The following is a 22801-nucleotide window of genomic DNA, read 5'->3' on the forward strand; positions in this document are numbered from 1 at the left end:
GTGTTTTAGGGCTGAGGCGGAATACGCCGGATGCGCTTGTGCTCGGCGGCGCGCATCCGCATGTATTCACCCCAGGGACGGCAAAGGCGGTAAGCCGGTTTTCGCCTGGTTTTCAGGGAAATTCCGGGTTACCGCATTTACCGTGTGCACTCATGCACGTGTGTGTTTTACTTGCGAAGCGCCGATTCTTCTTTCTGCAGCGCCTGCTTCAGTTCGTCCTGGGAGAGGTTCACCTCAACCGCAGTGTTCTTGGAGTCTTCCTTCACGGCATCCTGCACGGGCTGGGTGTGGAAGATTTCGACGACCTTCTTGTAGGTTTCGTCGTCTACCTTATCCTTCTGTGCCACGAACAGGTTCACGTAGCGGCGGGCGTCGGGGTTGTTGGGGTCATCCTGCGCGAGGGCGTCCGAGGGATTCAGTCCCGCATCCGCCAAGAAGGTGTTATTGATGACGGAGGCGTCCACGGAGTCCAGGGAGACCACGGTCTGCGATGCGTCCACGGGGGTAACCTTGACCTTGGACTTCTCGGTGTCAATATCGTCGTGGGTGGGGCTGTGCACGTCAGACTTGAGGGTTACCAGGTTCTGAGCCTTCAGCAGCAGAATAGCGCGTGCCTCGTTCACGGGGTCGTTCGGGACGGCAATGGTACCGTCCTGGGGAATTTCGTCTACCTTCTTGTGCTTCTGTGAGAAGAGAGCCATGGGGTAAATATTGGTTGAACCGACGATCTGCAGGTCTTTACCCGAGTTCACGTTGTAGCTCGCCAGGTATGCGATGTGCTGGAAGCGGTTCAGGTCGGTATCGCCCGATTCCACGGAGGGGTTGGGCTGGTTGTAGTCGGTAAATTCCTGGTATTCGATGTCGATACCCTGCTTGGCGGCTTCTTCCTTGAGCACGTCATTAGCTTTCTCGGTGCCGACCACGCCGATGGTGACCTTCTTGTTACCGCTACCGTTGTTCGAGGAGGAACCGCAGGCGGCGAGGCTGAAGACGAGAGGTACAACTGCCAGTGCAGCAACAAATTTCTTCACGGCTATGAAACTTTCTGTTGTTTGGGTTTACGATGCGCCACCACGTGCACGGTTTAACTCCTGTGCGGGTGGTTCCCGGGTTTCCGGGGGTGTTTACCCATTAGAGCATGCCCCCGGCTGTGGGTGGTAGTTATTTGACCCCACTGTGACACACTCCGTCAACCTCGTCATATTTCTTAACATTTCGGAACATGCAGGGTGTGAGCCAGGACTCGGGCGGGTTCTCAGGCTCCCCTTCCGGCTCCGCGAGCAGGTAGTTTTTACCCCGAGCAGGTAGAATTTTCCGACCTGTTCGGCCATATCCTACCTGCTCGCGGGTAAAGTCTGATACCGACAGGGATGCGGCAGTCGCCACGATCCCGCCCTCGATAACCCAGCCGCCGGGCAGAACCGGAGCATCCGGCATAGTCGGGATGCGCGCCGTGAAGGTGCCGCGCGCATCCTCTCCCCTGCGCCCCGCCCCAGATTCGACGTCGCATGCTATGGAAATATCGCTCACGTCAAACCCGCGAAAGCCCAGGGGGTACCAGGTTTTGAGCGCCGCCTCTTTTGCAGAAAACAGCACCTTCGAGTAGACCCCAAAGGCAAACCGCTTTTCTTCGTTGCGCACAATAAGCTCTTGCACGGCGGCAGAGAGCGACACCGCAGGTTCAACATCAATCCCGATGCCCGCATGGCGGTGTGCCAAGCCAACCGCCGCCGCACGATACCCGGCGCAGTGGGTCATGCTCCCCACAACCCCGGCAGGCCAGGCGGGCGAACCATCGGCGCGCGGCACGAACACGGGCTCAGTCGGCGGTTCGGTGAGCTCAGGCTCCCGCAGGTACAGTCGCTTGAGCGCCAGTCGGGCGCAGGAACGCGCCGTAGTCGCCTCGCGCACGCGTTTGGGCACGGCACTGGCGAAATACTCCCGTTCAGCATCACGAAGGTGCCCGAAATCGCCGGTGGTCTCTGCCACGCATATATCCGGCGGAAGCAGGCTTCGCATCAGCGATTCGCCCGTGTTCTCGATGGTGCTCATATGCTCAAGCCCCCGCGAATTTTCGGTGCCGCCCGTGTTGTCGGCGCCCTTCATATCGTCAAACGCTGCATTCACGCGGTTCACCGTACCATTACCGCCGCATCCGCTGAGGTATTGTGTCTAATCAAAGGACGGAATTTCGCCCCTCTGCATGGCGTGCACCGCATTGCGGAAATCCTCGGTAAGCACGCCGCGGGCGAAGAATTCGTGCTCGGCGTGCATATGTTCCTCAAGTTCCACAACATACCGCGCGGCCAGCATAGACTTAGCGGCGCGCACCGTATGAGAGGCCGAACCGGCAATCTGCTCCGCGAGCTGTTCGGCGCATGCGTTCAGCTCACCCGGCTCTGACACCCGATGCACCAGCGAAAGCTCCTGCGCACGCGCGGCACGCAGAACAGGCTGGGTGTATAACAGCTCGGTGGCGGCGCTGAACCCGGCGTAGCGCGGTAAGAACCAGCTCATCCCGCCGTCCGTGGATGCCCCGATCATGCCGTAGGCAATATTGAGTTTGGTGCGTGGTTCGGCAACACGCAGATCGCATGCGAGCGCCAAGGACATGCCCGCCCCCGCCGCCTGCCCGTTAATGGCGGCGATAAAGGGGATAGGCGCGGCAACAATCCCAAGAATAATGTCTTCGAGCAGGCGCGCGAGGTCGCGGCTGTACGCTAAGGATTCTTCTTTTTCGCGCGACATGCCTTCGGCGAAGTCGTCGTAGCTGCCGCCTAGGCTAAAGTCCTGCCCGGCCCCGGTGAGCACGGCGGCTTTGAGCGTGCCGTCCTCGTGCAGCCGGTTGAGCACCTCGCGCAGCTCGGTCGCCAGGTGGCGGCTGAGGGTGTTGCGGTTTTCGGGCTGATTCAGGGTCACATACGCGATGCTGCCGCGGCGTTCGAGGAGTACGGCGGGGTTATCTGCGGTGTTGTTAGTCATGAAGTACCATCCGAACTGTGGCTGTTGTGGCGGGTTTGCTCTGGCCTTTAATATGCACGGCAACACGAATTTCGGCGAGAGTGGCATCCCCAAAATCTTCGGCGCTCACGATTGATGCGCTGCCGCATACCTGCGAGTCCACCGGCACGGCGCTGCGGAACCTGGCGGCACTCACCCCGGCGTTCACGAGCATGGAGGTACCCTCTGCGGGGAGCAGCTGCCCGGCGAAGGTGATGGCGAGGCTCAGCAGATACGCCCCGTGTACGATGGTGCCGCCGAAGGGGGTGTGCGCCGCGCGGTACGGGTCTGTGTGAATCCACTGGGTGTCGCCGGTGAGATCGCCGAAGCGGTTGATGTTTTGCTGGCTGATGCGCATCCAGGGGGTTTCGCCCAGGGGTTCGCCGATGCGCGCGCTCAGGTCGGCGGTGCGTTCTGCGGTCATGATGCGTCTCCGGCGGCGTGATCGGCGGCGGTTTGTACGTCTTCGGGGGTGATAGCGCCGCCTGCGCCGGTTCCGGTGACGGTTTTCAGATCGACTCCGAGGGAGCGGGCGAGTCTGCGCACGGCGGGTGAAACTTTGGCACCCGAACGGGCCTTGCCGCCTTGAGTTTTGGCGGATTTTGGCGGCAGCGCGGTACCGGTTCCGCCGGGTTTGATGGGCATTTTGCCCCTGCCCACCAGGTGTTTGCTCTCTCCCGCGCCGGGTTTGGCGGGGAGCTTATCGGCTGAATCCTTCGCGGGGGCTTCTGCACCAGCCGTGGGCGCCTGGGTCTGCGGGGTGGGGGTGCGCAGCTCGATGAGGGGCGCATCCACGTCGACAACCTGACCGACCGGTTCGAGCAGACGCACCACGACGCCCGCGACCGGCGAGGGGATTTCGACCGTGGATTTAGCGGTTTCGACCACCACGAGCACCTGATCCAGCTCAACCTGCTGCCCTTCGCTGATGAGCCACTCGATAATCTCGCCCGAGCGAAGCCCCTCCCCCAAATCCGGTAGGTAAAAGGTGAAGGGGTAGCCGGAAGCGTCGGAACCCTCGGGAGGTAAGGGTTCGGGGCTTGGGGCGGATGAAGCGTGCGGTGTATCAGTCATGGCGTGTTTCTCCTAGTCGTTCTCGGCGTAGAGGGTTGCGATAGCGCCCAGAATCTTCTCTTCGTTTGGCAAATACAGGTGTTCCAGCCCGGGTGGCGGATAGGGCACGTCCAGGCCGGTCACACGCTCTACGGGGCGTTCTAAGTAGTCGAAACAGCGTGAGGTAATGCGCGCCACCACCTCGGCACCGAATCCGCCGGTCTGCGGGGCCTCGTGCACCATGACGGCGCGGCCGGTGCGCATCACGCTTTCGCATACGGTGTGTTCGTCGAACGGGGTGAGGGTGCGCAAATCGATCACCTCAACGCTGTACCCGTATTCGGCGGCGGTTTCGGCGGCGGCAAGCGCCATCGGTACCGTCGGCCCGTAGCTGATGAGGGTTACGTCCTCGCCGGGGCGACAAATTCGTGCCTGCCCAATCGGCAGAGGGTTCGCCGAGGTATCAAGGTCGCCCTCTTCCCAGTACAGACGCTTGGGTTCGTAGAAAATCACCGGGTCGTCGCTGCGAATCGCTTGGCGCAGCATATGGTAGGCATCCGAAGGGTTGGAGGGGGTGTACACGTGCAGCCCGGGAGTATGCGCAGCGTACCCCTCCGAGCTGTCGCTGTGATGCTCCACGGCACCCACCCCGCCGCCGTAGGGCATGCGCACCACCACGGGCATGGAAAGGTCGCCGCGCGTGCGGTTGCGCATTTTCGCCAGGTTGCTCACCATCTGTTCAAAGGCGGGGTAGCCGAAAGCGTCAAACTGCATCTCGATCACGGGGCGGAACCCGTACATTGCCATGCCGATCGCGGCCCCCATAATTCCCGCCTCAGAGATGGGGGTGTCGAAGCAGCGTTCCTCGCCAAACCGTTCGGTCAGCCCGTCGGTCACACGGAAAACACCGCCGAGGGTGCCTACGTCCACGCCGAACATCACCACGCGGTCGTTATGCTGCATTTCGTGACCCAAGGCCAGGTTGAGGGCGCCCACCATTGAGGTTCGCTGCACCGCATCCGAGCGGGATTGGGTCGATTCCGGCGCCTGAGGTGCGGTGTCAGATGCGGTCTTCGCGTCGCGTACCTGAGTATCTGCTGCCTGCTGGCTCATGCGTTTTCTCCATTCTGCGCGGCGTGCTGTTGTGCGTACTCTTCGGCGACGGCGCTCAGGGTTGCCGGCGGGTTCGCATACACGTGGGCGAAAAGGTCCTGTGGATCGGGCATCTGCAACTGCATCATGCTGGTGCGGGCCTCGGAGGCGATCTTTTCTGCGGCCAGGATTGCGTTTTCGATATGGGTCTTCGCGTTCGGCAGGCGCTGGTACATCTGATGCTGAATGCGGGTGAGCGGGTCACGCCCGCGCCACTGCTCGACTTCTTCGCGGCTGCGGTACCGATCGGGGTTGTCGGAGGTCGTATGCGGCCCCATGCGGTAGGTCATCGCCTCAATCAGGGTGGGGCCGCCACCGGCGCGGGCGCGCTCGACGGCTTCGTGCAGGCGGGGGTACACCTGCTCAAAATCATTGCCGTCAACCCGGTAGGCGGGCATGCCGTACCCTTCTCCCTTCGCGGCGATACTTGCCGCGCGCATCTGCCGGGATACGGGGGTTGAGATAGCGTACCCGTTATTCTGCACGAGGAAGACGACGGGTACCTCGAAGACGGCGGCGAGGTTAAGCGCCTCATGAAAGTCGCCTTCGCTTGTGGAGCCATCGCCGCACATCGCGAGAGCTACCGTGGAGTCACCGGCGAATTTTGCCGCCATTGCCAGCCCGACCGCGTGGGCGGTATGCGTGGCGAGCGGGGTTGCCTCCGGGGCGGTATGCGTTTTCGTGGGGGCATACCCGCAGTGTGAGGATCCGTGGAAGGGCGAGAGGACTTCGGCAAGGTCGATACCCCGGCTCATGACGGCGACCGAATCGCGGTAGGTGGGGAAAAGCCAGTCGGCGGGCTCCAAGGCGAGGGCGGCGGCAACCTGGCACGCCTCCTGCCCCAGGGATGAGGGGTACGCCCCCATATATCCCTGTTTGGCGAGGTTGCTCGCCTGCTGATTAAAGTGCCTGCCCGCGATTATGGCGGCGTGGGCGGTGATGAGCAGGTCATCGCTCACGCCGTTCTGCACCTGCTGCGGCGGGGATTGTAGTGTGCTGTTGGGCATGTTAACGCCTATCTGTCAGTCCCCTCATAAAAGCTCTTTTTATGCGGGGTGTGGGTGGCATAAGAGTGAAATACGGTGGCGGATTCTAGCTGCGCGCAACCGGGCTGCGCTCAGGCGGTGGTTTTGAATCCGATCACGCTCGCGCCCCAGGTGAATCCCGCCCCGAAGGCGGTCAGCGCCAGCAAGTCTCCCGGTTTCACGTGCCCCTCCTGCTGCCCGACGGCTACGGTAATCGGGATGGAGGCGGCAGAGGTGTTCCCGTACCGGTCGATATATGAGAGCACTTTGGAGGAATCCCAGCGCAGCCGCCGTGCGACCGCCGCCATAATCCTTCCGTTGGCCTGGTGGCAGACCAGCTGGTCGATCCTCTCCGGGTCAATACCGCATGAGTCGAGTACGTAGGTGATTTCCTCGGACATCGCATCCACCGCCGCCATATAGACCTCGGCGCCGTCCATCACCACCTGCTGCGTGGAGTCAGAAATATACAGTGCCTGCGCCTGGCTGCCGTCGGAACCGAACGAACACATATAGGGGTATTCGTCCTCGCTCACCTCGGGGGCCGCCTGTACGATAGCGGCACCGGCACCGTCGGCGAAGAGTACCGCCGTGCCCGCATCCTCGGGGTTAGTCAGGCGTGACATCGCATCGGCACCAATGACGAGCGCCCGGTCGATACTGCCCTGCTCGATTTTTGAGGCGGCGTAGTCGAGGGCGTACAGGAACCCGGAACATGCGGCGTTCAGATCGACCGCGCCCACCTGCGGGGCGCCTAAACCTGCGGCGACGACGGGCGCGAGCCCCGGCGAAACCTGGTCAGCGGTTGTGGTTGCGGCAAGCACAAAGTCGATTTCTTCGGCGCTTATACCGGCATCCGCAAGTGCCTTCTCGCTCGCTTCAAGCGCCAGCTCGGCGAGAGTCTGCTCCTGGCGCAGGTGGTGGCGCTGGCGCACTCCGGTGCGACTGGCAATCCATTCGTCGTCCACGCCGAGCGCGGCGAATTCGCTGTTTGGAATGGGGTCATTGGGCACGGCGGCGCCAACGCCCGAAATTGTCACACTCATGGTGCCTTTCTTGAATTTCTAGATAAAGGTGAATCGGCTGCGTGCCTTAACGGCACCGCCCTGATTCACGGTGATCTCTGTCTGATAGGTGTCGCGGTGTTTCTCGCACCGCAGCAGGTTGAGGGTTGGAATCTCGGTGAGCTCCACGAACTCGAAAAATTCGTGGGTTTCTTCCGCCACGCGCAGGTTCGCGGGGTCTTCCCCGGTACGATGCGCGAGCGCCGCCACCGCGAACTGCCGGGCTGCGCTTGCCATCATGAGCCCCGGATAGTGATCCAGCGGGCGGTCGAAATGCCGTGGCGGTGCTGTGGGCACGATGCGGCATTGGGCTAGTGCGGGGGTTCCCTGCGGGTTCTGAGGGGACAGTTCCGAGGTTTTCTCCCGCGGCTCTTCCGCCTGTTCCTGGGCGGTTTCGGTACCGTGAGCCGTATCGTTATGGCGCACGTCTCCGATCAAAACCTGGGATGCGTCGCTCACTCCGCACAGACTCGCGGGGGCAGCCTGCACGTGCCCGTACGGCGTTCCCCACACGCGCACGGCCTTCGGGGGTTCGGCGGATGCGCCACCGGCGGAAGCCGCATCCTGGATTTCTGCGGTGTTCCCGAGTTCACCGCGCAGTTCCTCGAAGGTATCGGCGGTGAGGAAGAGCGCCGCGCCGTCGCTTTTAGCCAGGCAGGAATCGCCCGCCCAGAGGGTGATCGCCCCGCTGATCGCATAGCACGGCTGCCCGCGCCTGCGGCGGATGGTGCTCACGGGAACGTGCAGGCTCAGCTCGATCGACTCGTCTGCGCCGGTTGTGTCGGGGCCGCGAACGTCGCCGCCTAGAATATGCGGGGTGAACCTCAGCCCGGCGCCGCGAAGCACGAAATGGTCGGCGGATTTCACGCCGAGCGCCTCGCGCCCGAGCGCCTCGATCCCCTGGCGGTGCAGGTCTTGCAGGTATTCCACATCGGTCACGCTCAGCGTGACCGGCTCCCTCATATCGGAGGCGATGCGCGTATCGTACCGCAGGAACACGCGGTATTCCCCGCCATTCGCCGGGTCTTCGGCGGAGGGTTTTTCCGCTTGCGTGAGGTTCGCATCGGGTGCCGTGCCGGGGGCAGGGTGGTAGGTGCATCCGAGATACGCCGCGTATCGCGGGTCTGCGGATGCACATCCCGCCGTCGGCGGCGCGTCCTCGGGATGCTGCCGGGTACTCATGCGCGTATCGCCAGGGTCACGTTGTGCCCGCCGAAGCCCAGGGAGTTTGAGAGTCCCAGCCTTTTGGGCGTGCCGTCGGCCGCGCTGAACGTGCCGGGTGCTAAATCCTGTGGTTCGCCGCTGATGCGCACCCGCCCCAGCCGCTTATCCAGGTTTTTCAGCCCCAGAGTGGGCGGTGCCTGCCCGTGCCGAAGCGCCTGAAGCGTGGCGATGGTCTCGACGGCGCCCGCAGCCCCGAAGAGGTGCCCAATCGCCGATTTCGTGGAGGAAACCGGGATGTCCTCAAGAGCCGTGCCGAACACCTGCCGCAGCACGTTCACTTCGGTCGTATCGTTCAGCTCGGTTCCGGTACCGTGGGCGTTCACATACGACACCTGCTCGGGGGTTGCCCCCGCGGTTTCAAGCGCACGGTTGAGGGCATAGGCCGCATACTTGCCGTCCGGGTTCGGCGCCGTAATGTGGTGAGCGTCCGAGGAGAGCCCGTACCCTGCGATTTCGCCCAGTACCTCGGCGCCCCGGGCGCGGGCGTTCTCAGCTGATTCGAGCACGAGAATACCTGCCCCCTCCCCCAGGTTGAAGCCGTTGCGCTCCTCATCGAAGGGGGTCGAGTTCCCGTCGGGCGAGATCGCCCCGGCGGCGTTGAAGATAGCGCGGGTGAACCGGGTGGTTCCCGCCTCTGCGCCGCCTACGACGGCTGCATCCGCCTCGCCCAGCAGAATACTGCGCACACCGGCGATAATCGCCTGCGCCCCCGAGGAGCACGCCGTGACGATTGCGGTTGTTTCGCCGTGCAGCCCGTGGCGCATGGAAATATGTGCGGGCGCGGCGTTCGCCATCATCATGGGTACGGTCAGCGGCGAGACTTCTTCGGCGCCCTCGGTATGCATCACTAAATGCTGCGTTTCGAGGGTGTCCAGCCCGCCGATAGCGGTACCGATATAGCAGGTGATGCGCCGCGCATCGCACGGCAGTCCGCCGCCCCAGCCCGCCTGCGTGATAGCCTCATCAGCCGCCGCCACGGCAAGCTGGGTGTACCGGTCCATGCGGCGCATCTCGCGGCGACTGAGCGGGTTCTTCACGTCAAAGTCGAGGCATCGCCCAACCTTGCCGCCCAGCCCGTTCTCGTTTTCGTCGTTCAGCCCGCTCAGGCCCGCCACGGCACGCTCATGCAGCGTCTCGGCGCCAACACCCAGCGGGGTGACGGCACCGATTCCCGTGATGACTACTCTCGTACTCACTTCTCCTGTGCCTTTTCACGAATAACATCTACGGCATCCTGCAGGGTGGCGGCGTTTTCAAAATCCTTGGGCTTGACGGGAATCATCAGCTGCTTCTTGACCGCCTGGGTGAGCTCAACAACATCCAGGGAGTCGAGTCCCATCGAATCGATTTTGGCGTCGAGCTTGACGGTGCTGGCGGGCACGCCCATGTCGATCACCTGCTGGGTCACGAACTCTTCCAGGGATGCGGTGTTAACGGGGGTCTCAGTCATGGTTCTCTCCTCATGGATTATCTGGTGTTTTCTGTGGTTGGTTATCTTGTGTTCACGGCGGGTACCCGTGAACTCATCCGGCAAACGGCGGGCTTACTTGGGGCGAGCGCGAACCTAGTTCAGCGAAAACGCCTGAGCGCTCAGCCCGCCATCTACCGCAATGCTCTGCCCGGTAATGTAGTCGGCGCGGTCGCTGGCGAGGAACGCCACGCACTCGGCAATATCGCGTGCCTGCGCGGGGCGAGCCATCGGCACGGCGCGCTGCACCGACTGGGTGAAGGTTTCAACCTCTTCGGTCATGGAGGTTTCAACGAGTCCGGGGCATACCGCGTTCACGGTCACCCCGCGTCGCGCCACCTCGATAGCCATCGCGCGGGTTATTCCCAAAATTCCGCTTTTCGCGGCGGAATAGCTGCCGGTTCCAGCGATTGTCCTCCCGGCGAGAATCGAGGAAATATTGATGATTCGCCCAAAACGTGCGCGAATCATCGGCCCCAACGCCCGCCGAGAGGTACGAAAAACCGAGCTTAAGTTTGTCGAAATCGCCGCATCCCATTCGTCGTCGCTGAGCCCCGCAACCAGCCCGTCGGAACGAATTCCGGCGTTATTGACTAGCACGGTGACCTGCCCTAACGAGTCTTCGAGTGCATCAAAGGCGTCATCAACTGAGGTGGTGCTGGTGACGTCAATTTTGATGGGCATCGCTGACACGCCGCACTCGCGGATGCGCCAGGCAACCTCTTCGGCGCGCTCGATTCCGGTGGCGTAGCCGACGGCTATATTCCATCCGTCCTGTGCCAGTCTGAGCGCGATTTGTGCGCCAATATCTCCCGACGCTCCGGTGACGAGGGCGCATCCTGGGCGCTTCTGGTGTGTCATCTGACTCCTTAGGTTTGGTTCTTATGCTGCGGCGGGTTCACGGCGTATCATATGCCGTGGTACTTCGCCGCGCGGTGCTCAATAGCGTTACGTGGGATGCGTGAATGCGTGTTTCGCCCGTGTTTTAGGCGAAGGCGGCCTGCCCGGCGTCTGCGGGGGTGGGGTACTCGGAGTTGAGAACACCGATCTGGCGCAGCAGGCCGAGCTCATCGCGCCCGCCCCAGTGCTCGATTGCCTTGCCGTCTTCAACACGGAATAGGTGCAGGTGGTGAATCTCGAAGGGCTTACCGGTGGCGGGAATACCCATGAACTCGCCGGTATGAACGCCGCTGAACTTGATCACCATGGTGTAGTGCTGACCGTCCGCGCTTGCCACGATCTTCTGAGGCTTCCACGATGCATCGGAGAACGCCTGGTTCATGTATTTCGCGGTTGCCAGGTACCCTTCGGGGCCGCCGCCAACGCCTTCGCTCGCCTCATGATCGACGAAGTCGGGGTGAATGTACTTGCGGGCGGTTTCGATATCCATGTTCGTGAAAATCTCAGCCACGCCGAGGGCAACGGTGCGCAGGTTTTCGGGCATCTGCGCCATCATGTCTTCGATAATATTTCCCCACTTACCCATGGGTTTTCCTTTCGTTGGGTGACCTGCCGGTCACGGGGTTTAAACTGTTTCCTCTGCCGGTGAGAGCAGGGGGTGCAGCTGTTTCACGCACTCTTCGGTTGTGGTGAATTCGATGGCATCCCACCCGGCTGCACGGGCGCCTTCGCAGTTACGCGCAAGGTCGTCAATGAGGATGCACTGCGCCGGGTTCACTCCGGCAAGTTCTGCGGCGTACTCGTAGATACCGCGCTGCGGTTTGCGGTATCCGACCTCGAAGGAGAGCACAATATCGTCGAAAAGGTCGGGTTCGTTGAGCATGGCGCGCCAGTGGTTATCCCAGGTGGGCACCATATTTGAGATCAGCCCTACCTTCACGCCGTGCGCCTTGATCTCGTGCAGGTACGCCACCCAGGATGCGTTGGGCTCGCGGTCGCGGAACCAGTCGTCGGCGAGGGTGTCGAGCTGGAACGCCCCGCCTACCTGTTCGGAAATTTCACTCAGCCACTCTTTTTCGCTCATCAGGGGCGTATCGACGAGTTCCAACGGGTCGGTGAGGTTGTGGTTGCGGGCGACCGCCTCAAATCCCGCGCGCAGCTGGGACTCGGTGAGCCCGTATTTCTGGCAGAAGACGCGCATCGTGTGGCTGACCGGCGGGGTGAGTACTCCGCCGAAGTCCGTCCACACATATTTCGTGGTGTTGTATTCGGGCGACATAAAGGTCCTTGTCATCTAGCTTTTGAGCGCGAAATCCGCGATCTGCCGGTTATCTTGTTCAACCACGAATTCCCCGGGCGCGATTGCACGGATCTGCACGGGTGAATCGAGTTCTGCGAATGCCAGGAAGTTCCCGCGTATTGAGGAAATTTCGGGGGCGTGCTCGCTATCCGGGCGGGTTGCCAGGTAGAGCTGCCGTGCCGCCTCGGTCAAAATTTGCATGGTGATGTGGTCGTAGGCGTGGTCGAAAAGTGCCTTATTCGCCACGTTCGGGGTCACCTGCGCAGTCGGGGTTTCGGTGGTGTTCAGCTGCGAGATCACCACGTTGAGGGGGTTGCGCCTGCCCACACGCTCGGGGGCGATGGGATCCTGCACGTCTGTGAAGGTCAGCTCGTGCAGGTTCGCGGTCGTGGGCGGCGGGGTGCCGCGGTATTCGCTGCGCAGCGCCTGCAATTGGTTTTTGGTGAGAATGCGCCCGCCGCTGAAGTGCTCGGCGATCACCCGGTTGCCCATGATGAGCTGCTGGTAGCACCGACCGGAACGCGGGGCACCGCGCCGAATGGAGGTCCAGTCGAAGTAGTTGCGAATCAGCAGGTTGGTGTCTTCGGGGTTTAGCGCGGCGATTTCATGCGGATAAATCGTGAGCCCAAACTCGTTGGAAATCAGGGTGTTTCCGGCGTCTACACCAACTTCGTGGGCGCTGGCAATTGTCGCCTGCCGCGCAATTTCGAGCAGCAGGAGCGCATCGGGGGTTCCTTCGGCATCGTTGTAGATGCTGTCGTGGAAGAAGCTGTGCGATGAGGGCAGCTGCGCCGCCACGAGCACATGCTGCGCGCTCTGCCGGCGAATATCCGTGAGGAAAACTTCGGAAACCGCCGCACGGTGTACCTTATGGCGATCGACGGTACGGTCATAGTGCAGATCTTCTATATCCGGGTCTATCGTGATAGTTTCGTCGAGCTCTGGTGCCGACTCGTATATGAGGGTCATTGCCCCCTCCTTTGGCTGTGGTTGGTGTATGTTGCACGTGGTTATGGGGTCCCGTGGGGCTTACCGCGTGCGGGTGAGTAAGCTCCTTGGGTGTGCGTTATCGGTGTTGTTATGCCCTGCCGCTGGATACGGGTAATATGGTGAAGATTCTCAATATCAAAAAGATATAAGTACGGTCACTGTGGTGCGAAGGTGTGATAATCCCTTGATATTCCTGCGGATTCACGATGGATGCGGGCTGCGAAAGACCGAAAGCGCAGCGCTTGTCTATCCCGGCGTATACCTGGGGGTGCACCGCTGCCCGTGAGGTTGGGTCAGCGAGGATCTGAGTGTCGGAAGGCTTCGAGTGCTCAGGCAGCGCACCGCATCGTGCGTTATCTGGCGTCTGTTATGAATTCTGCTGATTTCGTCGGTGTTCATAGCGTTCATTCCTTTTTCATCCCTACCGTGTGGGTAGGAGATACCATCGGAACGTTTCGGAAGTTTGAGTTAGGTTCTGATGGTTGTCTGTGGTTGGTTGAAAAATATGTGCAGCTGGCCTAAGGCAGCTTAGCTGCGGGTTCTGGTTCTGGCGCGACCGCTCGTTCGACGGCGGGTTCGCCAGTTTTGGGAAGCACGGTGAAGACGGCAACAGCACCCAAAAGACCTACTGCCGCACCTACCCAGCACGCAGCGGCTACGCCTCGGGGCGATTGTGCCGTTGCGGTGGCGATTCCTATACTTCCCATCAGCGCGATACCCAGGGCGCCGCCGAGCTGCATAGCAACATCGGCAACCGCCGAGCCCGCGCCGGTTTGTTTCTTGGGGGTCGATTCAATGATCGAGTTCACGGAGGCCGGGGCACCAAAACCCACACCCAGCCCGAACGTGAAGAGCGCTACCACAACCTGCCCGCTCTTGGGCGAGGGGCTGATAGCAAGAAGTACCATGCCGAGGGCGACCATGAGAGGGCCGGTGGCTGAGACGGGACCCAGCCCGAACTTTTCGACGAGTTTGGGCGAGATCGGTGCCACAAGAACCGCCGAACACATGGCGAGCATATGCAGACCGGAAATAAAAGGGTCAAGCCCTAGGACGAACTGCAAATGCTGAGTCATGATGAACAGCCCGCCGAAGACCCCGAAAAATACCGAAGAGATCGTCAGCAGCGGTCCGCCGAACCGGCGGTTACGGAAGACCTCATGGCTGAGCATGGGCGATGCGCTGCGGTGCTCCCACACGATGAAGATCAGGCTCAGCACCACACCCGCAATCAGCAGGGTCAGCGTCAAGCTTGAGGTCCAGCCTGCTTCCGGGGCGGCGATAATGCCGTACACCAGCAGGGCGGGCCCGAAAATCGAGAGGATCAGCCCGAAGAAGTCCAAGCGGGAAGAATGCTTTTTTGAGGATTCCGGGGCGAGCATCAGGCATGCTAAGAATGCCACGGCAATAATAGGCACGTTAATCAGGAAAATTGATCCCCACGAAAAACTTTTGAGCAGCAGTCCACCCACAATGGGACCGAGCGGAATACCCAGCGAGGACATTCCTACCCAAATTCCGAGAGCTTTAGCACGTTCATGGTCTGGAAAAATATCACGAATAAGTGCTAGGGTCGAAGGCATAATAAATGCTGATCCGAGACCCATAATTACTCGTGAAAAAATAAGTACTTCTGCATTAATAGAGAAAGCCGCCAGTATTGAACCAAGCAGCAAAATAAACATACCGGCTAGAAAACTTAGTTTATGTCCGATTCTGTCGGCGAGACCGCCAAAGAAAAGCAGCGGTGCGGCAAATGCAAGTGAATAGGCTGCAACAACCCATTGCAATTGTTCACCCGTTGCCTGTAGACCAGTCTCCATAGACGGTATAGCAACCGCGACAATGAGCGAGTCCAGCCCGGTCACAACCAACGCTAGGCACATAAACCCGAGGATGGCCCAGCGCTTGGGGTGGGGTGTGGTCACGCTCATTTTTTAGTCCTTGAAGTGGTTGGAAGACATAGATATATGTAACAGTGATGTTTCAAGTATACATTTCAAATTTGGTCTGTCAATCGTTTATTTTCACTATTTACACGTCAATTATTTATATATATTTATTGCCGCCCAAGAAACAAAATTAGTGTCGCTGTAAATTATTAAAAGAATTGAAAGAGTGAAGGTTTAGTTTTTATATTTTCCTTGTAAATACTTTCATCAAATTTCCCCGGCAATTATCGCATAAACCTACCGCGTTGTGTTGAGCGCATAGCATAATCCCGTCCCGTTCACCACGGTCCGTTCGCTGTCTGCAGCGAAGGCGAGCGTACGACGAGAGTCCTTTGTGTGGGATGCGTTGCGCCCCAAAATTTTCGGTGTGTCCGTCTGCTATGCACTACGAAGCGGGGGAGGAACAAACCGAAGTCTGTTTCTCCCCCGCTAGAATCTATGGGCTCATAGTGAGTGTTTCTGGAACCTCGTAGTCTTGTAGAGCGTATCCGTTAGACCAGACCACGCACTACCTATTCTGAGTAGCTATTCAGAGCCTTCACCGATTCGGAAGCTTTAGAGCTTTTCCTGAAGAACCCGTCATGGTAGAAAACCCCGACATCGTACCGCGCTGAATCTTATCCTTGGGGAAGCGAAGAAAGATACATAGCCCTTTCCTCCTCCCTGCGCTTATACAGCCCCGGGATGAATTCTCCGCCAGCGTGTGAGTATTGCAGCAGAGCATCCGCAGCAGCCTGATAATTTCTCTTGTTCGTGAGTTCGAGAACATCACTCGATTTAAAGGTACCCGCGCCCAGGTTGAAGGTGAATGACACGAGCGCATCGTATTGCTTCTGAGTAATGTCACGAGTAACAGCAGAATTCACAGCAGCTTCGGTAGGCTTCAAATCTGCGCGAAGGATCTCCTCCCCTTCCTCTTCGGTAATATGCTGCCCCTCATGGATGGGGTACTCCTCAATACTGGGCGCATAGATCGAATGCCCGTAACCAATCGTGAGAACACCCGCCACATCGTAGTAGGCGTCGCTCCTGAACCCTTCTTTCTCTTTCAAGAAGGCAATTCCTTCAGGTGATATCTGATGCATTGGTATCAACTCCTCTGAAGAATAATTACGATTTCATTAAGAGGTTCCGGTCCCCACCGTAACTAAAGATTCAGATTCATACAAGAGGTATGACAGACAGTCTTCTGCCTTGACGCTCGAACTCGCAGTTGTGCCAGAGTGTGTTTTTAGTCAAGCTCCCCGCTGGCGATTAACTGTTCACGTACCTTGCGGCGCAGAATCTTGCCGAGCATCGACCGGGGCAGATCGTCCACCGCCACAATCTTGCGCGGCACCTTATAACGGGTCACGCGCGCATAGCAGTGCTCGCGCAGCGCATGTTCATCAACCGCGTGTCCTTCGGCGGGAATCACGGCGGCGACCACCATCTCTCCCCCGCTGACCTGCGGGATGCCCACGACCGCCGCATCCGCCACGGAATCGTGCTGTTTCAGGGCGGTTTCCACTTCGGTGGGTGAGACGTTGAACCCGCCGGTAATGATAACTTCCTTAATACGGTCCACGATTTGAATGAAGTAGTCTTCGTCCAGGCGCACAATATCGCCGGTACGCAGCCAGCCGTCAGCCGTAATGGTTTTCTGCGTGTCTTCTTCGCGTTTCCAGTACCCGGCGAAACATTGCGGGCCGTGAACCCACAGCTCGCCCTCTTCGCCGAGCGGCACATCCTGAAGAGTTTCGGGGTCTACCACGCGAATATCGGTCGAGGGGAAGGGAATGCCGATTGACCCGGCGCGGCGCGTATCGTTGAGCGGGTTACATGAGACGAGCGGCGCACATTCGGTCAGTCCGTAGCCCTCAACCATGTACCCGCCGGATGCGTCCTCCCACTCTGCCACCAGCTCGGGCGGCAGGTTCATGGCACCCGAAACCGCATAGCGAACGCCCTGCAGCGATATGCCCTGCTCTTTGGCGACGTCCATCAGGCGGCGGTAGACCGGCGGTACTGCGGGCAGAATCGTGGGGCGTGTCTTCTTCATCGCCTTAGTAATCAGGCCCATATCGACGGTTGGGAAGAGCACCAGCCGGGCGCGGCACAGCGCCGCAATCGTTACGCCCAGGGTCATGCCGTAGGCGTGGAAGAGCGGCAGCACCGAGTAGATGCATTCGTCGTCGCCGGGCTGAATCCAGGCTTCGCCCATGCGCCCGTTCGATTCGAGGTTGCGGTGGGTGAGCATCACACCCTTGGGCAGCCCGGTGGTGCCGGAGGTGTATTGCAAGAGCGCTACGTCGTGAGCGGTGGGCCGTTTAAAGTCAGGGTTGATCGGCGGGCTCTTGAGCAGATGCGCCCAGCTTGTGGTTCCGGGAGCGGCTCCTTCAAGTTTTTCTCGTGAACTGCGCGCCTTTTTGACCGGCAGTTTGAGCGCTGCACGGGTGAGAGCTGGCATCGCTTTAATAAGGTTCACGGCGTAAATATGCGCCGGTCTGATGTCTGCAGGCAGGTCCATAATACGCCCGGAAATTTTATCCCACACGATGGCGGCCTTCGCGCCGTGGTCCTCGAACATGTGCCGCAGCTCGGCGCCGGTGTAAAGGGGATTGTGCTCCACGACAATAGCACCCAAGCGCAGAATCGCATAGAAGGCAATAATATGCTGCGGGCAGTTGGGCAGAATCAGGGCGACCCGATCCCCCGCCTGCACCCCGGCCAGGCGCAGCCCTTCGGCGGCGCGGTCAATCTGGCTGCCGAGTTCGGCGTAGGTAGTGGTTGCGCCAAAAAATTCGAGGGCAATCTTGTGGGGAACGTCGCGGACAGCATCGTCAATCAGGTGGCTCAGCGAGGTTTCGGGCAGGTGAACGTCTACGGCGACGCCAGGTGAATAATTTTTGAGCCAAGGGCGATGCGCCAGCGGGTTCTGCCCGGAAGCAGCATCAGGCGTGGTTTGAGCGGGTGCCGGTCTTTGAGATTCCTGCGCGGAAGCCTGGGCATCGTGCGGATGCGAGTCGTGATATTGCGGGTCAGTCATGCTTCGATTGTGCCTGCTGAGACCTGTTTCGCTCAACCCGCGACGCGCTGTGCGCTCCCATTCGGCGAGCATTCCGCCCCATTCCGCGAGCAGTATTCGAGGTTTCTTCGACTATACGCTCGCTCCCACTTGCGAGGTCTAGATATACAACGACGTACACCACATGCATCAGCACACATCGCAATGTTACGGTGGAAAACATGAGTGAGAAGTCTTTCGGCAATAATCCCACACAGCAGAATTCGAGCTCGCAGACCTCAGTAGCAGGCACCGCACGCCCGGTCCTTCCCCTCCGGAAGCTCTACGGTATGCGTTTTGGATTAGCAGGTATAACGCTTGCGCTCATGGTTCAGACTTTTCTTGCCATCTTTTATCCGAGTTCTCTCAATTATTTCCCGGTATATACATCCTCACCTATCCTCGTTACTGTGCTCTACTGGGCTCTGCAGATCACCGCGACAGTATTTTATCTGCGGTCACGATATTTAGGGTTTATCCTCGGAGCCAATATCGTGGGTGCGCTGCATCATGGGCTTGACCTCTTCATGCTTATCTTCCTGGGGCTTCTGTATCATCCGGACGGTATCGGTCATTATCTCGAAGGGGCAAGCGCTGTATATATAATTGCTTACTGGCTCGGACAGGCTGTTACCCTCATCGACTTTACGCTCTGCATTGTCTTTATCATCGTGCTCATGCGTGTGTTTTCTCGCCGCAGCCAGAGCACAGTTCAGTTCTAGCGCCTAGCCAGTTCCCCGCGTTCAAGCCCTAGTTGAGGGTACTATGCAGCAAGCCTGCATCCGATGGGGCCTTTCTGAGATACTAGGTGTATGAGCAACAGGCATGACATTACCGACGAGCAGTTTAAAAAGCTGCTCCGAGAAATCTCGAAACGCTTCGCCATTCTGGGCGGCATCGTGATTCTCATCGGCTTAGCGATTATCCTCATCATGTACTTCTGGATGGGAGGGACTCACTCATGAGCAAGCCCAACCGCCAGAACCTCAGCGAGGCTTTTGAACGTATGACGGCGGGCAAAGCCTACCGCTCTACCGAGGAGAATAAGCAGGTCGGCGATTCCATCTACCAAGCGGTCAAGCTTTTCGAGCAGTACTACGCACGCGGCGAGCACGCCCACGGCATGCATGTGCTCCGCGACTACTTGGGCAGCCTGGGTGAGCATACCCAGATGCGCCCGCCGGTTGCCTTCGATTTTGGGGTCAATACCCATATCGGCAAGTATTGTTTCTTCAATTTCAACACCACGTTCCTAGACGTAGCCCCCATTACCATCGGCGACTATGTGTTCGTCGGTCCCGGCTGCCAGTTCCTCACCCCCACCCACCCGATTAATGTTCAGGATCGCATCAATTTTTGGGAGGGTGCCCTGCCAATCACGGTGGGCAATAACGTGTGGATAGGCGGCGGAGCCATTATTCTTGGAGGCATCACAATCGGCGAAAACGCGGTGATCGGGGCGGGGTCTGTGGTCACGAAAGACGTTCCCGAGAACACGATCGTCGCCGGTAATCCGGCGCGCATTATCCGCACAATTGACCCGCAGCAGCGACCGACGCATCCGCACCAATACAGCGAAGATGAGATGGCACAGGCGCAGGAGTTTTATGCGTGCCTTGAAGCTGATAACTTTTAATATCGCTCACTTTCCGACCCTTAAACTGAGCGCCACAAGCGCCAAGGTTTTTATGAGCATATGCAGATAAAAATTCTTAGATGCCAACCACAGATATGGAGGCGACCATGACATCTACCCCAAAGAATATCTCAGGTCCCCATCACAATACCCCTGTTGAAGAAAATACCGCTCACGCGAAGGATAAAACGAACCAGAGTGAGCTTCGGGAGAGCTCTCATGACGCATGGGACGCCGCTTTTGAGAGCGACGACCCGACCGTTGTGCTCTCCCCCAAGGATGTACCGGTCGATGATATAGCCGAAGAGAAAACCCGCCCTCTCTCTGCCGCAGACCAGCGGAAATATCTTGAGGAAAGCTCTTCATCTGCCAATGCGCAGGTGAAGACTGATGCGGGTGCCGCCAAGGATCGTTCGCGCAATGGCGATTCTTCCTTCGGCTGGTTAGAAGATTCCGACGAGTCTGCCAGCAGTGACTCCGTGGATCAGTTGCGTCCCGCCGTGCCCAGCAGCATGGTTACCTACAGTACGGAGGCGCTTCCCCCGCTCCCCGAGCATCCCACGACGCCCAGAGAAGGCGGCGACAGTAATACCATTGTGGCTGTGTCTGCGCCTTCCCCCACGCAGGGTTACCTCATAGAAGACGGTGAAGATACCGACGAGCACGCCCCCATTCTCACGGCGGCAACTGCGTTCGAGCTTCAGAAAGCACGCTACGGGCGACTTCAGGTTATTCCCGGGTTAATGGGTTGGTTCGCCGCAATGGGCGTCTTGCAGTTTTTGCTCTGGGTTACGGCAATCGTAGTCGAGGCCAATCACGGAGCCCCCTACGATTCCATGGCTCCTATTGTGCGCGGGTTATTCTCGGGGAACGATGCACTCGCTCTCTGGCAGGGTATCGGAACCGGTGCCGCATACCTGGTGGCGTACTGCATCGGCGGTTATGTGGCTGGCCGCATGGCGCGGTTCTCCAGCACAAAGCAGGGCATCTCGGTGTGGCTGTGGCAGATCATGATCATATTTGCAGCAAGCCTGCTCACCTATTTCACACCCCAGGTTTTTCAGGGAGGCTCCGCAAACCTTTCCGTGCAGTGGTATACGCAGCACGGTACGGCAAGCGCTATTCTTTCGGTTGCGTTGGTTCTCTGCATCACCTTCATCGCTGCGGTTCTGGGCGGCCTGATGGGCGGCATCTATCACCATCGTGTGGAACGCTACGCACAAAACTATGTGGGCCAAGAGTTATAACGCTTCAGGCATATAACCCACAGCGAATATAGCAATCGGGGCAGGGTTTCGTGACGACATGAGAACCCTGCCCCCATTTTTGTGTGCACGATATGGCTATATGCCAAATCGGGAATATTCCAGAAACAGAATATAGTGGCGGGTCAGAGACCCCCGAATACTCAAGGGCGCCGAAGGAAGAGAGTCCTTCGGCGCCCTTGAGCGTTACTGTACTTGTAAGCGCTACATATCCAGAAGCATGGCGGGTTCTTCGAGAATCGCGGCAACATCCGCCATAAAACGCGCCGAGAGGTCGCCGTCTACCACGCGATGATCGAAAGAACCGCCCAGCGTGGTTACCCAGCGCGGAATAACCTCACCATCAACCACCCAGGGCTTCTGCTTAATCGTGCCGAAGGCAACGATCGCCACCTCGCCGGGGTTGATAATCGGGGTTCCTGTATCGATACCAAGCGAACCAATATTCGTAATCGTCAATGTTCCGTTCGCCATCTCGGCGGGCTGGGTCTTCCCTTCGCGAGCACGAGTCGTCAGGTTATTCAAGGCGATCGCCAGCTCACGCAGAGAGAGCTCTTGCGCATCCTTGATATTCGGCACCATCAGCCCGCGCGGGGTCGCCGCCGCAATGCCCAAGTTCATAAAGCGCTTGATCTGAATCTCGCTGTCCGTCCACGTAGCGTTCACCTGGGGGTTCCGTTCAGCCGCCCAAATCACGGCGGCGGCAAGCACCAGCAGCGGAGTTACCTTCACGCCCTCGAAGTGGCGCGACTTCTTCAAACGCTTGATAAATTCCATGGTGCGCGAAGCATCGACATCCACGAAGATCGACACGTGCGGGGCGCTAAATGCCGAAGAAACCATAGCCTTCGCGGTTGCCTTGCGCACCCCGCGCACCGGAATATGCTGCATGCGATCGCCCTGTGCGGACGGGGACTGCCAGAAACGCTGGCTCGTGGATTCCTGCACATCGTTAAGATGCGCCACATAGTTCAACAGGTCTTGTTTCGTCACCTGTCCGCGCGAGCCGGTGGCGGTCACATTCGCCAGATCGACGCCCAGCTCTTTTGCCGCCAAGCGTACAGGTGGCGCCGCCAGCGATGGGCGGTGCGGCACCGGCTCCTGCGTCGGCTGTGCGGTTACGACGGGCCCCTCAGCCCCGCCTTGGAAACGCTGCACCACCGTATTGAACGGGCTGTTTTCCACGAATTTGGAGGCGCGTTCGGCAAGCTCGCTGAAAAGCCCCTGATTGCGCGGCTCGGGTGACGAGGGGGTATGCGCCACCGGCATCTCCTGAGCGGGCGATGCCAGGGTCTGCGGCGCGGCGTTCTGGGCCCTTGCGGATGCGGGGCGCTTGCGGGCGCGGCGCTTCACCGAATCGGCCTTGGGGCCCGAACCCACGAGTGCCTGGTTACCGCTCTCATCCTCATCAGCGGATGCGGCGGGCGCATCCTGCGGTTTGTCTGCGGTGGATGCGGCACTGCCGGAGATCGCGATAATAGGCGTCCCAACTTCGACCGTCTCGCCCTCGCTCACCAGAATCTTCTCCACGGTGCCGGTGTAGGGCGAGGGCAGTTCCACAACGGATTTTGCGGTCTCGATTTCGACGAGAACATCGTTGATGCTGACCTCGCTGCCAACGCTGACTTTCCAGGTGAGGATCTCAGCCTCAGTAAGACCTTCACCTACATCGGGGAGATTAAAAATCTGGGACATTTTATGCCTTTCGCTAGGGAATATAGCCTGT

Annotated in this window: 23 protein-coding genes; 3 read left to right on the top strand and 20 right to left on the bottom strand. The window is 59.4% G+C overall.

The features are described from left to right. Positions 1-167 precede the first annotated feature (167 nt). The 18 genes from HMPREF2756_RS01905 to HMPREF2756_RS01990 all read right to left on the bottom strand — a co-directional run bounded on the left by HMPREF2756_RS01905 (position 168) and on the right by HMPREF2756_RS01990 (position 18156). Positions 168-1031, bottom strand: coding sequence for a MetQ/NlpA family ABC transporter substrate-binding protein (locus tag HMPREF2756_RS01905; protein WP_048779851.1), 864 nt, complete (start codon positions 1029-1031; stop codon positions 168-170). A gap of 130 nt (positions 1032-1161) precedes the next feature. Further along, positions 1162-2127, bottom strand: a complete 966-nt coding sequence (locus HMPREF2756_RS01910) for a 4'-phosphopantetheinyl transferase family protein (RefSeq protein ID WP_141747802.1) — start codon at positions 2125-2127, stop codon at positions 1162-1164. Positions 2128-2172: 45 nt separating this feature from the next. Continuing rightward, a complete protein-coding gene (locus HMPREF2756_RS01915; protein WP_070617643.1) occupies positions 2173-2982 on the bottom strand; it encodes an enoyl-CoA hydratase/isomerase family protein in 810 nt (269 codons plus the stop codon). Continuing rightward, positions 2975-3424, bottom strand: a complete 450-nt coding sequence (locus tag HMPREF2756_RS01920; protein ID WP_070617648.1) for a MaoC/PaaZ C-terminal domain-containing protein — start codon at positions 3422-3424, stop codon at positions 2975-2977. Before HMPREF2756_RS01920 ends, HMPREF2756_RS01915 begins: the two co-directional genes overlap by 8 nt. Next, on the bottom strand, positions 3421-4074 hold the full coding sequence (locus HMPREF2756_RS01925) for a biotin/lipoyl-containing protein (RefSeq protein WP_070617651.1): 654 nt from the start codon (positions 4072-4074) through the stop codon (positions 3421-3423). Before HMPREF2756_RS01925 ends, HMPREF2756_RS01920 begins: the two co-directional genes overlap by 4 nt. Positions 4075-4086: 12 nt before the next feature. After that, positions 4087-5166 carry an alpha-ketoacid dehydrogenase subunit beta gene (locus HMPREF2756_RS01930; RefSeq protein WP_083295604.1) on the bottom strand — a complete coding sequence of 360 codons (1080 nt, stop codon included), beginning with the start codon at positions 5164-5166 and terminating at the stop codon, positions 4087-4089. Then, positions 5163-6212: a thiamine pyrophosphate-dependent enzyme gene (locus tag HMPREF2756_RS01935; protein WP_070617655.1), complete on the bottom strand. Its 1050-nt coding sequence runs from the start codon at positions 6210-6212 to the stop codon at positions 5163-5165. The genes HMPREF2756_RS01930 and HMPREF2756_RS01935 overlap by 4 nt, the downstream gene beginning before the upstream one ends. Positions 6213-6322: 110 nt before the next feature. Beyond that, complete coding sequence (locus tag HMPREF2756_RS01940; protein ID WP_070617658.1) at positions 6323-7276, bottom strand: 3-oxoacyl-ACP synthase III family protein; 954 nt, start codon at positions 7274-7276, stop codon at positions 6323-6325. Positions 7277-7294: 18 nt separating this feature from the next. Next, positions 7295-8476 carry an AfsA-related hotdog domain-containing protein gene (locus tag HMPREF2756_RS01945; protein ID WP_070617661.1) on the bottom strand — a complete coding sequence of 394 codons (1182 nt, stop codon included), beginning with the start codon at positions 8474-8476 and terminating at the stop codon, positions 7295-7297. Then, positions 8473-9714 (bottom strand): beta-ketoacyl-[acyl-carrier-protein] synthase family protein, encoded by a 1242-nt coding sequence (locus HMPREF2756_RS01950; protein WP_070617664.1) that lies wholly within the window; start codon positions 9712-9714, stop codon positions 8473-8475. Before HMPREF2756_RS01950 ends, HMPREF2756_RS01945 begins: the two co-directional genes overlap by 4 nt. Further along, a complete protein-coding gene (locus HMPREF2756_RS01955) occupies positions 9711-9968 on the bottom strand; it encodes an acyl carrier protein (protein ID WP_048754942.1) in 258 nt (85 codons plus the stop codon). The genes HMPREF2756_RS01950 and HMPREF2756_RS01955 overlap by 4 nt, the downstream gene beginning before the upstream one ends. A 114-nt stretch (positions 9969-10082) precedes the next feature. Continuing rightward, positions 10083-10847, bottom strand: coding sequence for an SDR family oxidoreductase (locus HMPREF2756_RS01960; protein ID WP_070617667.1), 765 nt, complete (start codon positions 10845-10847; stop codon positions 10083-10085). A gap of 124 nt (positions 10848-10971) precedes the next feature. Next, positions 10972-11472 (bottom strand): ester cyclase, encoded by a 501-nt coding sequence (locus HMPREF2756_RS01965; protein WP_070617670.1) that lies wholly within the window; start codon positions 11470-11472, stop codon positions 10972-10974. Positions 11473-11511: 39 nt separating this feature from the next. Beyond that, complete coding sequence (locus HMPREF2756_RS01970; RefSeq protein ID WP_238382407.1) at positions 11512-12165, bottom strand: HAD family hydrolase; 654 nt, start codon at positions 12163-12165, stop codon at positions 11512-11514. Between the two features lie 15 nt (positions 12166-12180). Further along, positions 12181-13155 carry an AfsA-related hotdog domain-containing protein gene (locus tag HMPREF2756_RS01975; RefSeq protein ID WP_070617676.1) on the bottom strand — a complete coding sequence of 325 codons (975 nt, stop codon included), beginning with the start codon at positions 13153-13155 and terminating at the stop codon, positions 12181-12183. A 539-nt stretch (positions 13156-13694) separates the two neighbouring features. Continuing rightward, positions 13695-15110 (bottom strand): MFS transporter, encoded by a 1416-nt coding sequence (locus HMPREF2756_RS01980; protein ID WP_070617681.1) that lies wholly within the window; start codon positions 15108-15110, stop codon positions 13695-13697. 635 nt (positions 15111-15745) lie between these two features. Further along, positions 15746-16180 (bottom strand): lysozyme, encoded by a 435-nt coding sequence (locus HMPREF2756_RS01985; protein ID WP_246825798.1) that lies wholly within the window; start codon positions 16178-16180, stop codon positions 15746-15748. A 179-nt stretch (positions 16181-16359) separates the two neighbouring features. Continuing rightward, on the bottom strand, positions 16360-18156 hold the full coding sequence (locus HMPREF2756_RS01990; protein WP_246825799.1) for a long-chain-fatty-acid--CoA ligase: 1797 nt from the start codon (positions 18154-18156) through the stop codon (positions 16360-16362). 200 nt (positions 18157-18356) lie between these two features. Between HMPREF2756_RS01990 and HMPREF2756_RS01995 the strand changes: the two genes are divergently transcribed. From HMPREF2756_RS01995 to HMPREF2756_RS02000, 3 genes are all read left to right on the top strand, one after another. Further along, the gene (locus HMPREF2756_RS01995) at positions 18357-18896 is read left to right on the top strand and encodes a potassium channel protein (protein WP_070617687.1); all 540 of its coding nucleotides are present in this window, start codon (positions 18357-18359) and stop codon (positions 18894-18896) included. Between the two features lie 90 nt (positions 18897-18986). After that, entirely contained in the window at positions 18987-19139 is a 153-nt protein-coding gene (locus tag HMPREF2756_RS11220) for a hypothetical protein (protein WP_004005629.1), read from the top strand. Continuing rightward, a complete protein-coding gene (locus tag HMPREF2756_RS02000; protein WP_070617690.1) occupies positions 19136-19810 on the top strand; it encodes a sugar O-acetyltransferase in 675 nt (224 codons plus the stop codon). The genes HMPREF2756_RS11220 and HMPREF2756_RS02000 overlap by 4 nt, the downstream gene beginning before the upstream one ends. 1060 nt (positions 19811-20870) lie before the next feature. On the opposite strand, the gene HMPREF2756_RS11590 is transcribed toward HMPREF2756_RS02000, so the two are convergent. Next, entirely contained in the window at positions 20871-21002 is a 132-nt protein-coding gene (locus HMPREF2756_RS11590) for a histone-like protein (RefSeq protein ID WP_141747803.1), read from the bottom strand. Between the two features lie 277 nt (positions 21003-21279). After that, entirely contained in the window at positions 21280-22770 is a 1491-nt protein-coding gene (locus HMPREF2756_RS02010) for a dihydrolipoamide acetyltransferase family protein (RefSeq protein ID WP_070617696.1), read from the bottom strand. Positions 22771-22801 lie beyond the last annotated feature (31 nt).

The organism is Rothia sp. HMSC067H10 (assembly GCF_001810635.1).
Taxonomy (GTDB): domain Bacteria; phylum Actinomycetota; class Actinomycetes; order Actinomycetales; family Micrococcaceae; genus Rothia; species Rothia dentocariosa.

Excerpts from the sequence above, each read along its gene's own strand:
- HMPREF2756_RS01915 (WP_070617643.1), bottom strand. The coding sequence starts at position 2,982 with ATGACTAACAACACCGCAGATAACCCCGCCGTACTCCTCGAACGCCGC.
- HMPREF2756_RS01920 (WP_070617648.1), bottom strand. The coding sequence starts at position 3,424 with ATGACCGCAGAACGCACCGCCGACCTGAGCGCGCGCATCGGCGAACCC.
- HMPREF2756_RS01925 (WP_070617651.1), bottom strand. The coding sequence starts at position 4,074 with ATGACTGATACACCGCACGCTTCATCCGCCCCAAGCCCCGAACCCTTA.
- HMPREF2756_RS01930 (WP_083295604.1), bottom strand. The coding sequence starts at position 5,166 with ATGAGCCAGCAGGCAGCAGATACTCAGGTACGCGACGCGAAGACCGCA.
- HMPREF2756_RS01935 (WP_070617655.1), bottom strand. The coding sequence starts at position 6,212 with ATGCCCAACAGCACACTACAATCCCCGCCGCAGCAGGTGCAGAACGGC.
- HMPREF2756_RS01940 (WP_070617658.1), bottom strand. The coding sequence starts at position 7,276 with ATGAGTGTGACAATTTCGGGCGTTGGCGCCGCCGTGCCCAATGACCCC.
- HMPREF2756_RS01945 (WP_070617661.1), bottom strand. The coding sequence starts at position 8,476 with ATGAGTACCCGGCAGCATCCCGAGGACGCGCCGCCGACGGCGGGATGT.
- HMPREF2756_RS01955 (WP_048754942.1), bottom strand. The coding sequence starts at position 9,968 with ATGACTGAGACCCCCGTTAACACCGCATCCCTGGAAGAGTTCGTGACC.
- HMPREF2756_RS01960 (WP_070617667.1), bottom strand. The coding sequence starts at position 10,847 with ATGACACACCAGAAGCGCCCAGGATGCGCCCTCGTCACCGGAGCGTCG.
- HMPREF2756_RS01965 (WP_070617670.1), bottom strand. The coding sequence starts at position 11,472 with ATGGGTAAGTGGGGAAATATTATCGAAGACATGATGGCGCAGATGCCC.
- HMPREF2756_RS01970 (WP_238382407.1), bottom strand. The coding sequence starts at position 12,165 with ATGTCGCCCGAATACAACACCACGAAATATGTGTGGACGGACTTCGGC.
- HMPREF2756_RS01975 (WP_070617676.1), bottom strand. The coding sequence starts at position 13,155 with ATGACCCTCATATACGAGTCGGCACCAGAGCTCGACGAAACTATCACG.
- HMPREF2756_RS01980 (WP_070617681.1), bottom strand. The coding sequence starts at position 15,110 with ATGAGCGTGACCACACCCCACCCCAAGCGCTGGGCCATCCTCGGGTTT.
- HMPREF2756_RS01990 (WP_246825799.1), bottom strand. The coding sequence starts at position 18,156 with ATGACTGACCCGCAATATCACGACTCGCATCCGCACGATGCCCAGGCT.
- HMPREF2756_RS01995 (WP_070617687.1), top strand. The coding sequence starts at position 18,357 with ATGAGTGAGAAGTCTTTCGGCAATAATCCCACACAGCAGAATTCGAGC.
- HMPREF2756_RS11220 (WP_004005629.1), top strand. The coding sequence starts at position 18,987 with ATGAGCAACAGGCATGACATTACCGACGAGCAGTTTAAAAAGCTGCTC.
- HMPREF2756_RS02000 (WP_070617690.1), top strand. The coding sequence starts at position 19,136 with ATGAGCAAGCCCAACCGCCAGAACCTCAGCGAGGCTTTTGAACGTATG.
- HMPREF2756_RS11590 (WP_141747803.1), bottom strand. The coding sequence starts at position 21,002 with ATGCCGCCCATCAGGCCGCCCAGAACCGCAGCGATGAAGGTGATGCAG.
- HMPREF2756_RS02010 (WP_070617696.1), bottom strand. The coding sequence starts at position 22,770 with ATGTCCCAGATTTTTAATCTCCCCGATGTAGGTGAAGGTCTTACTGAG.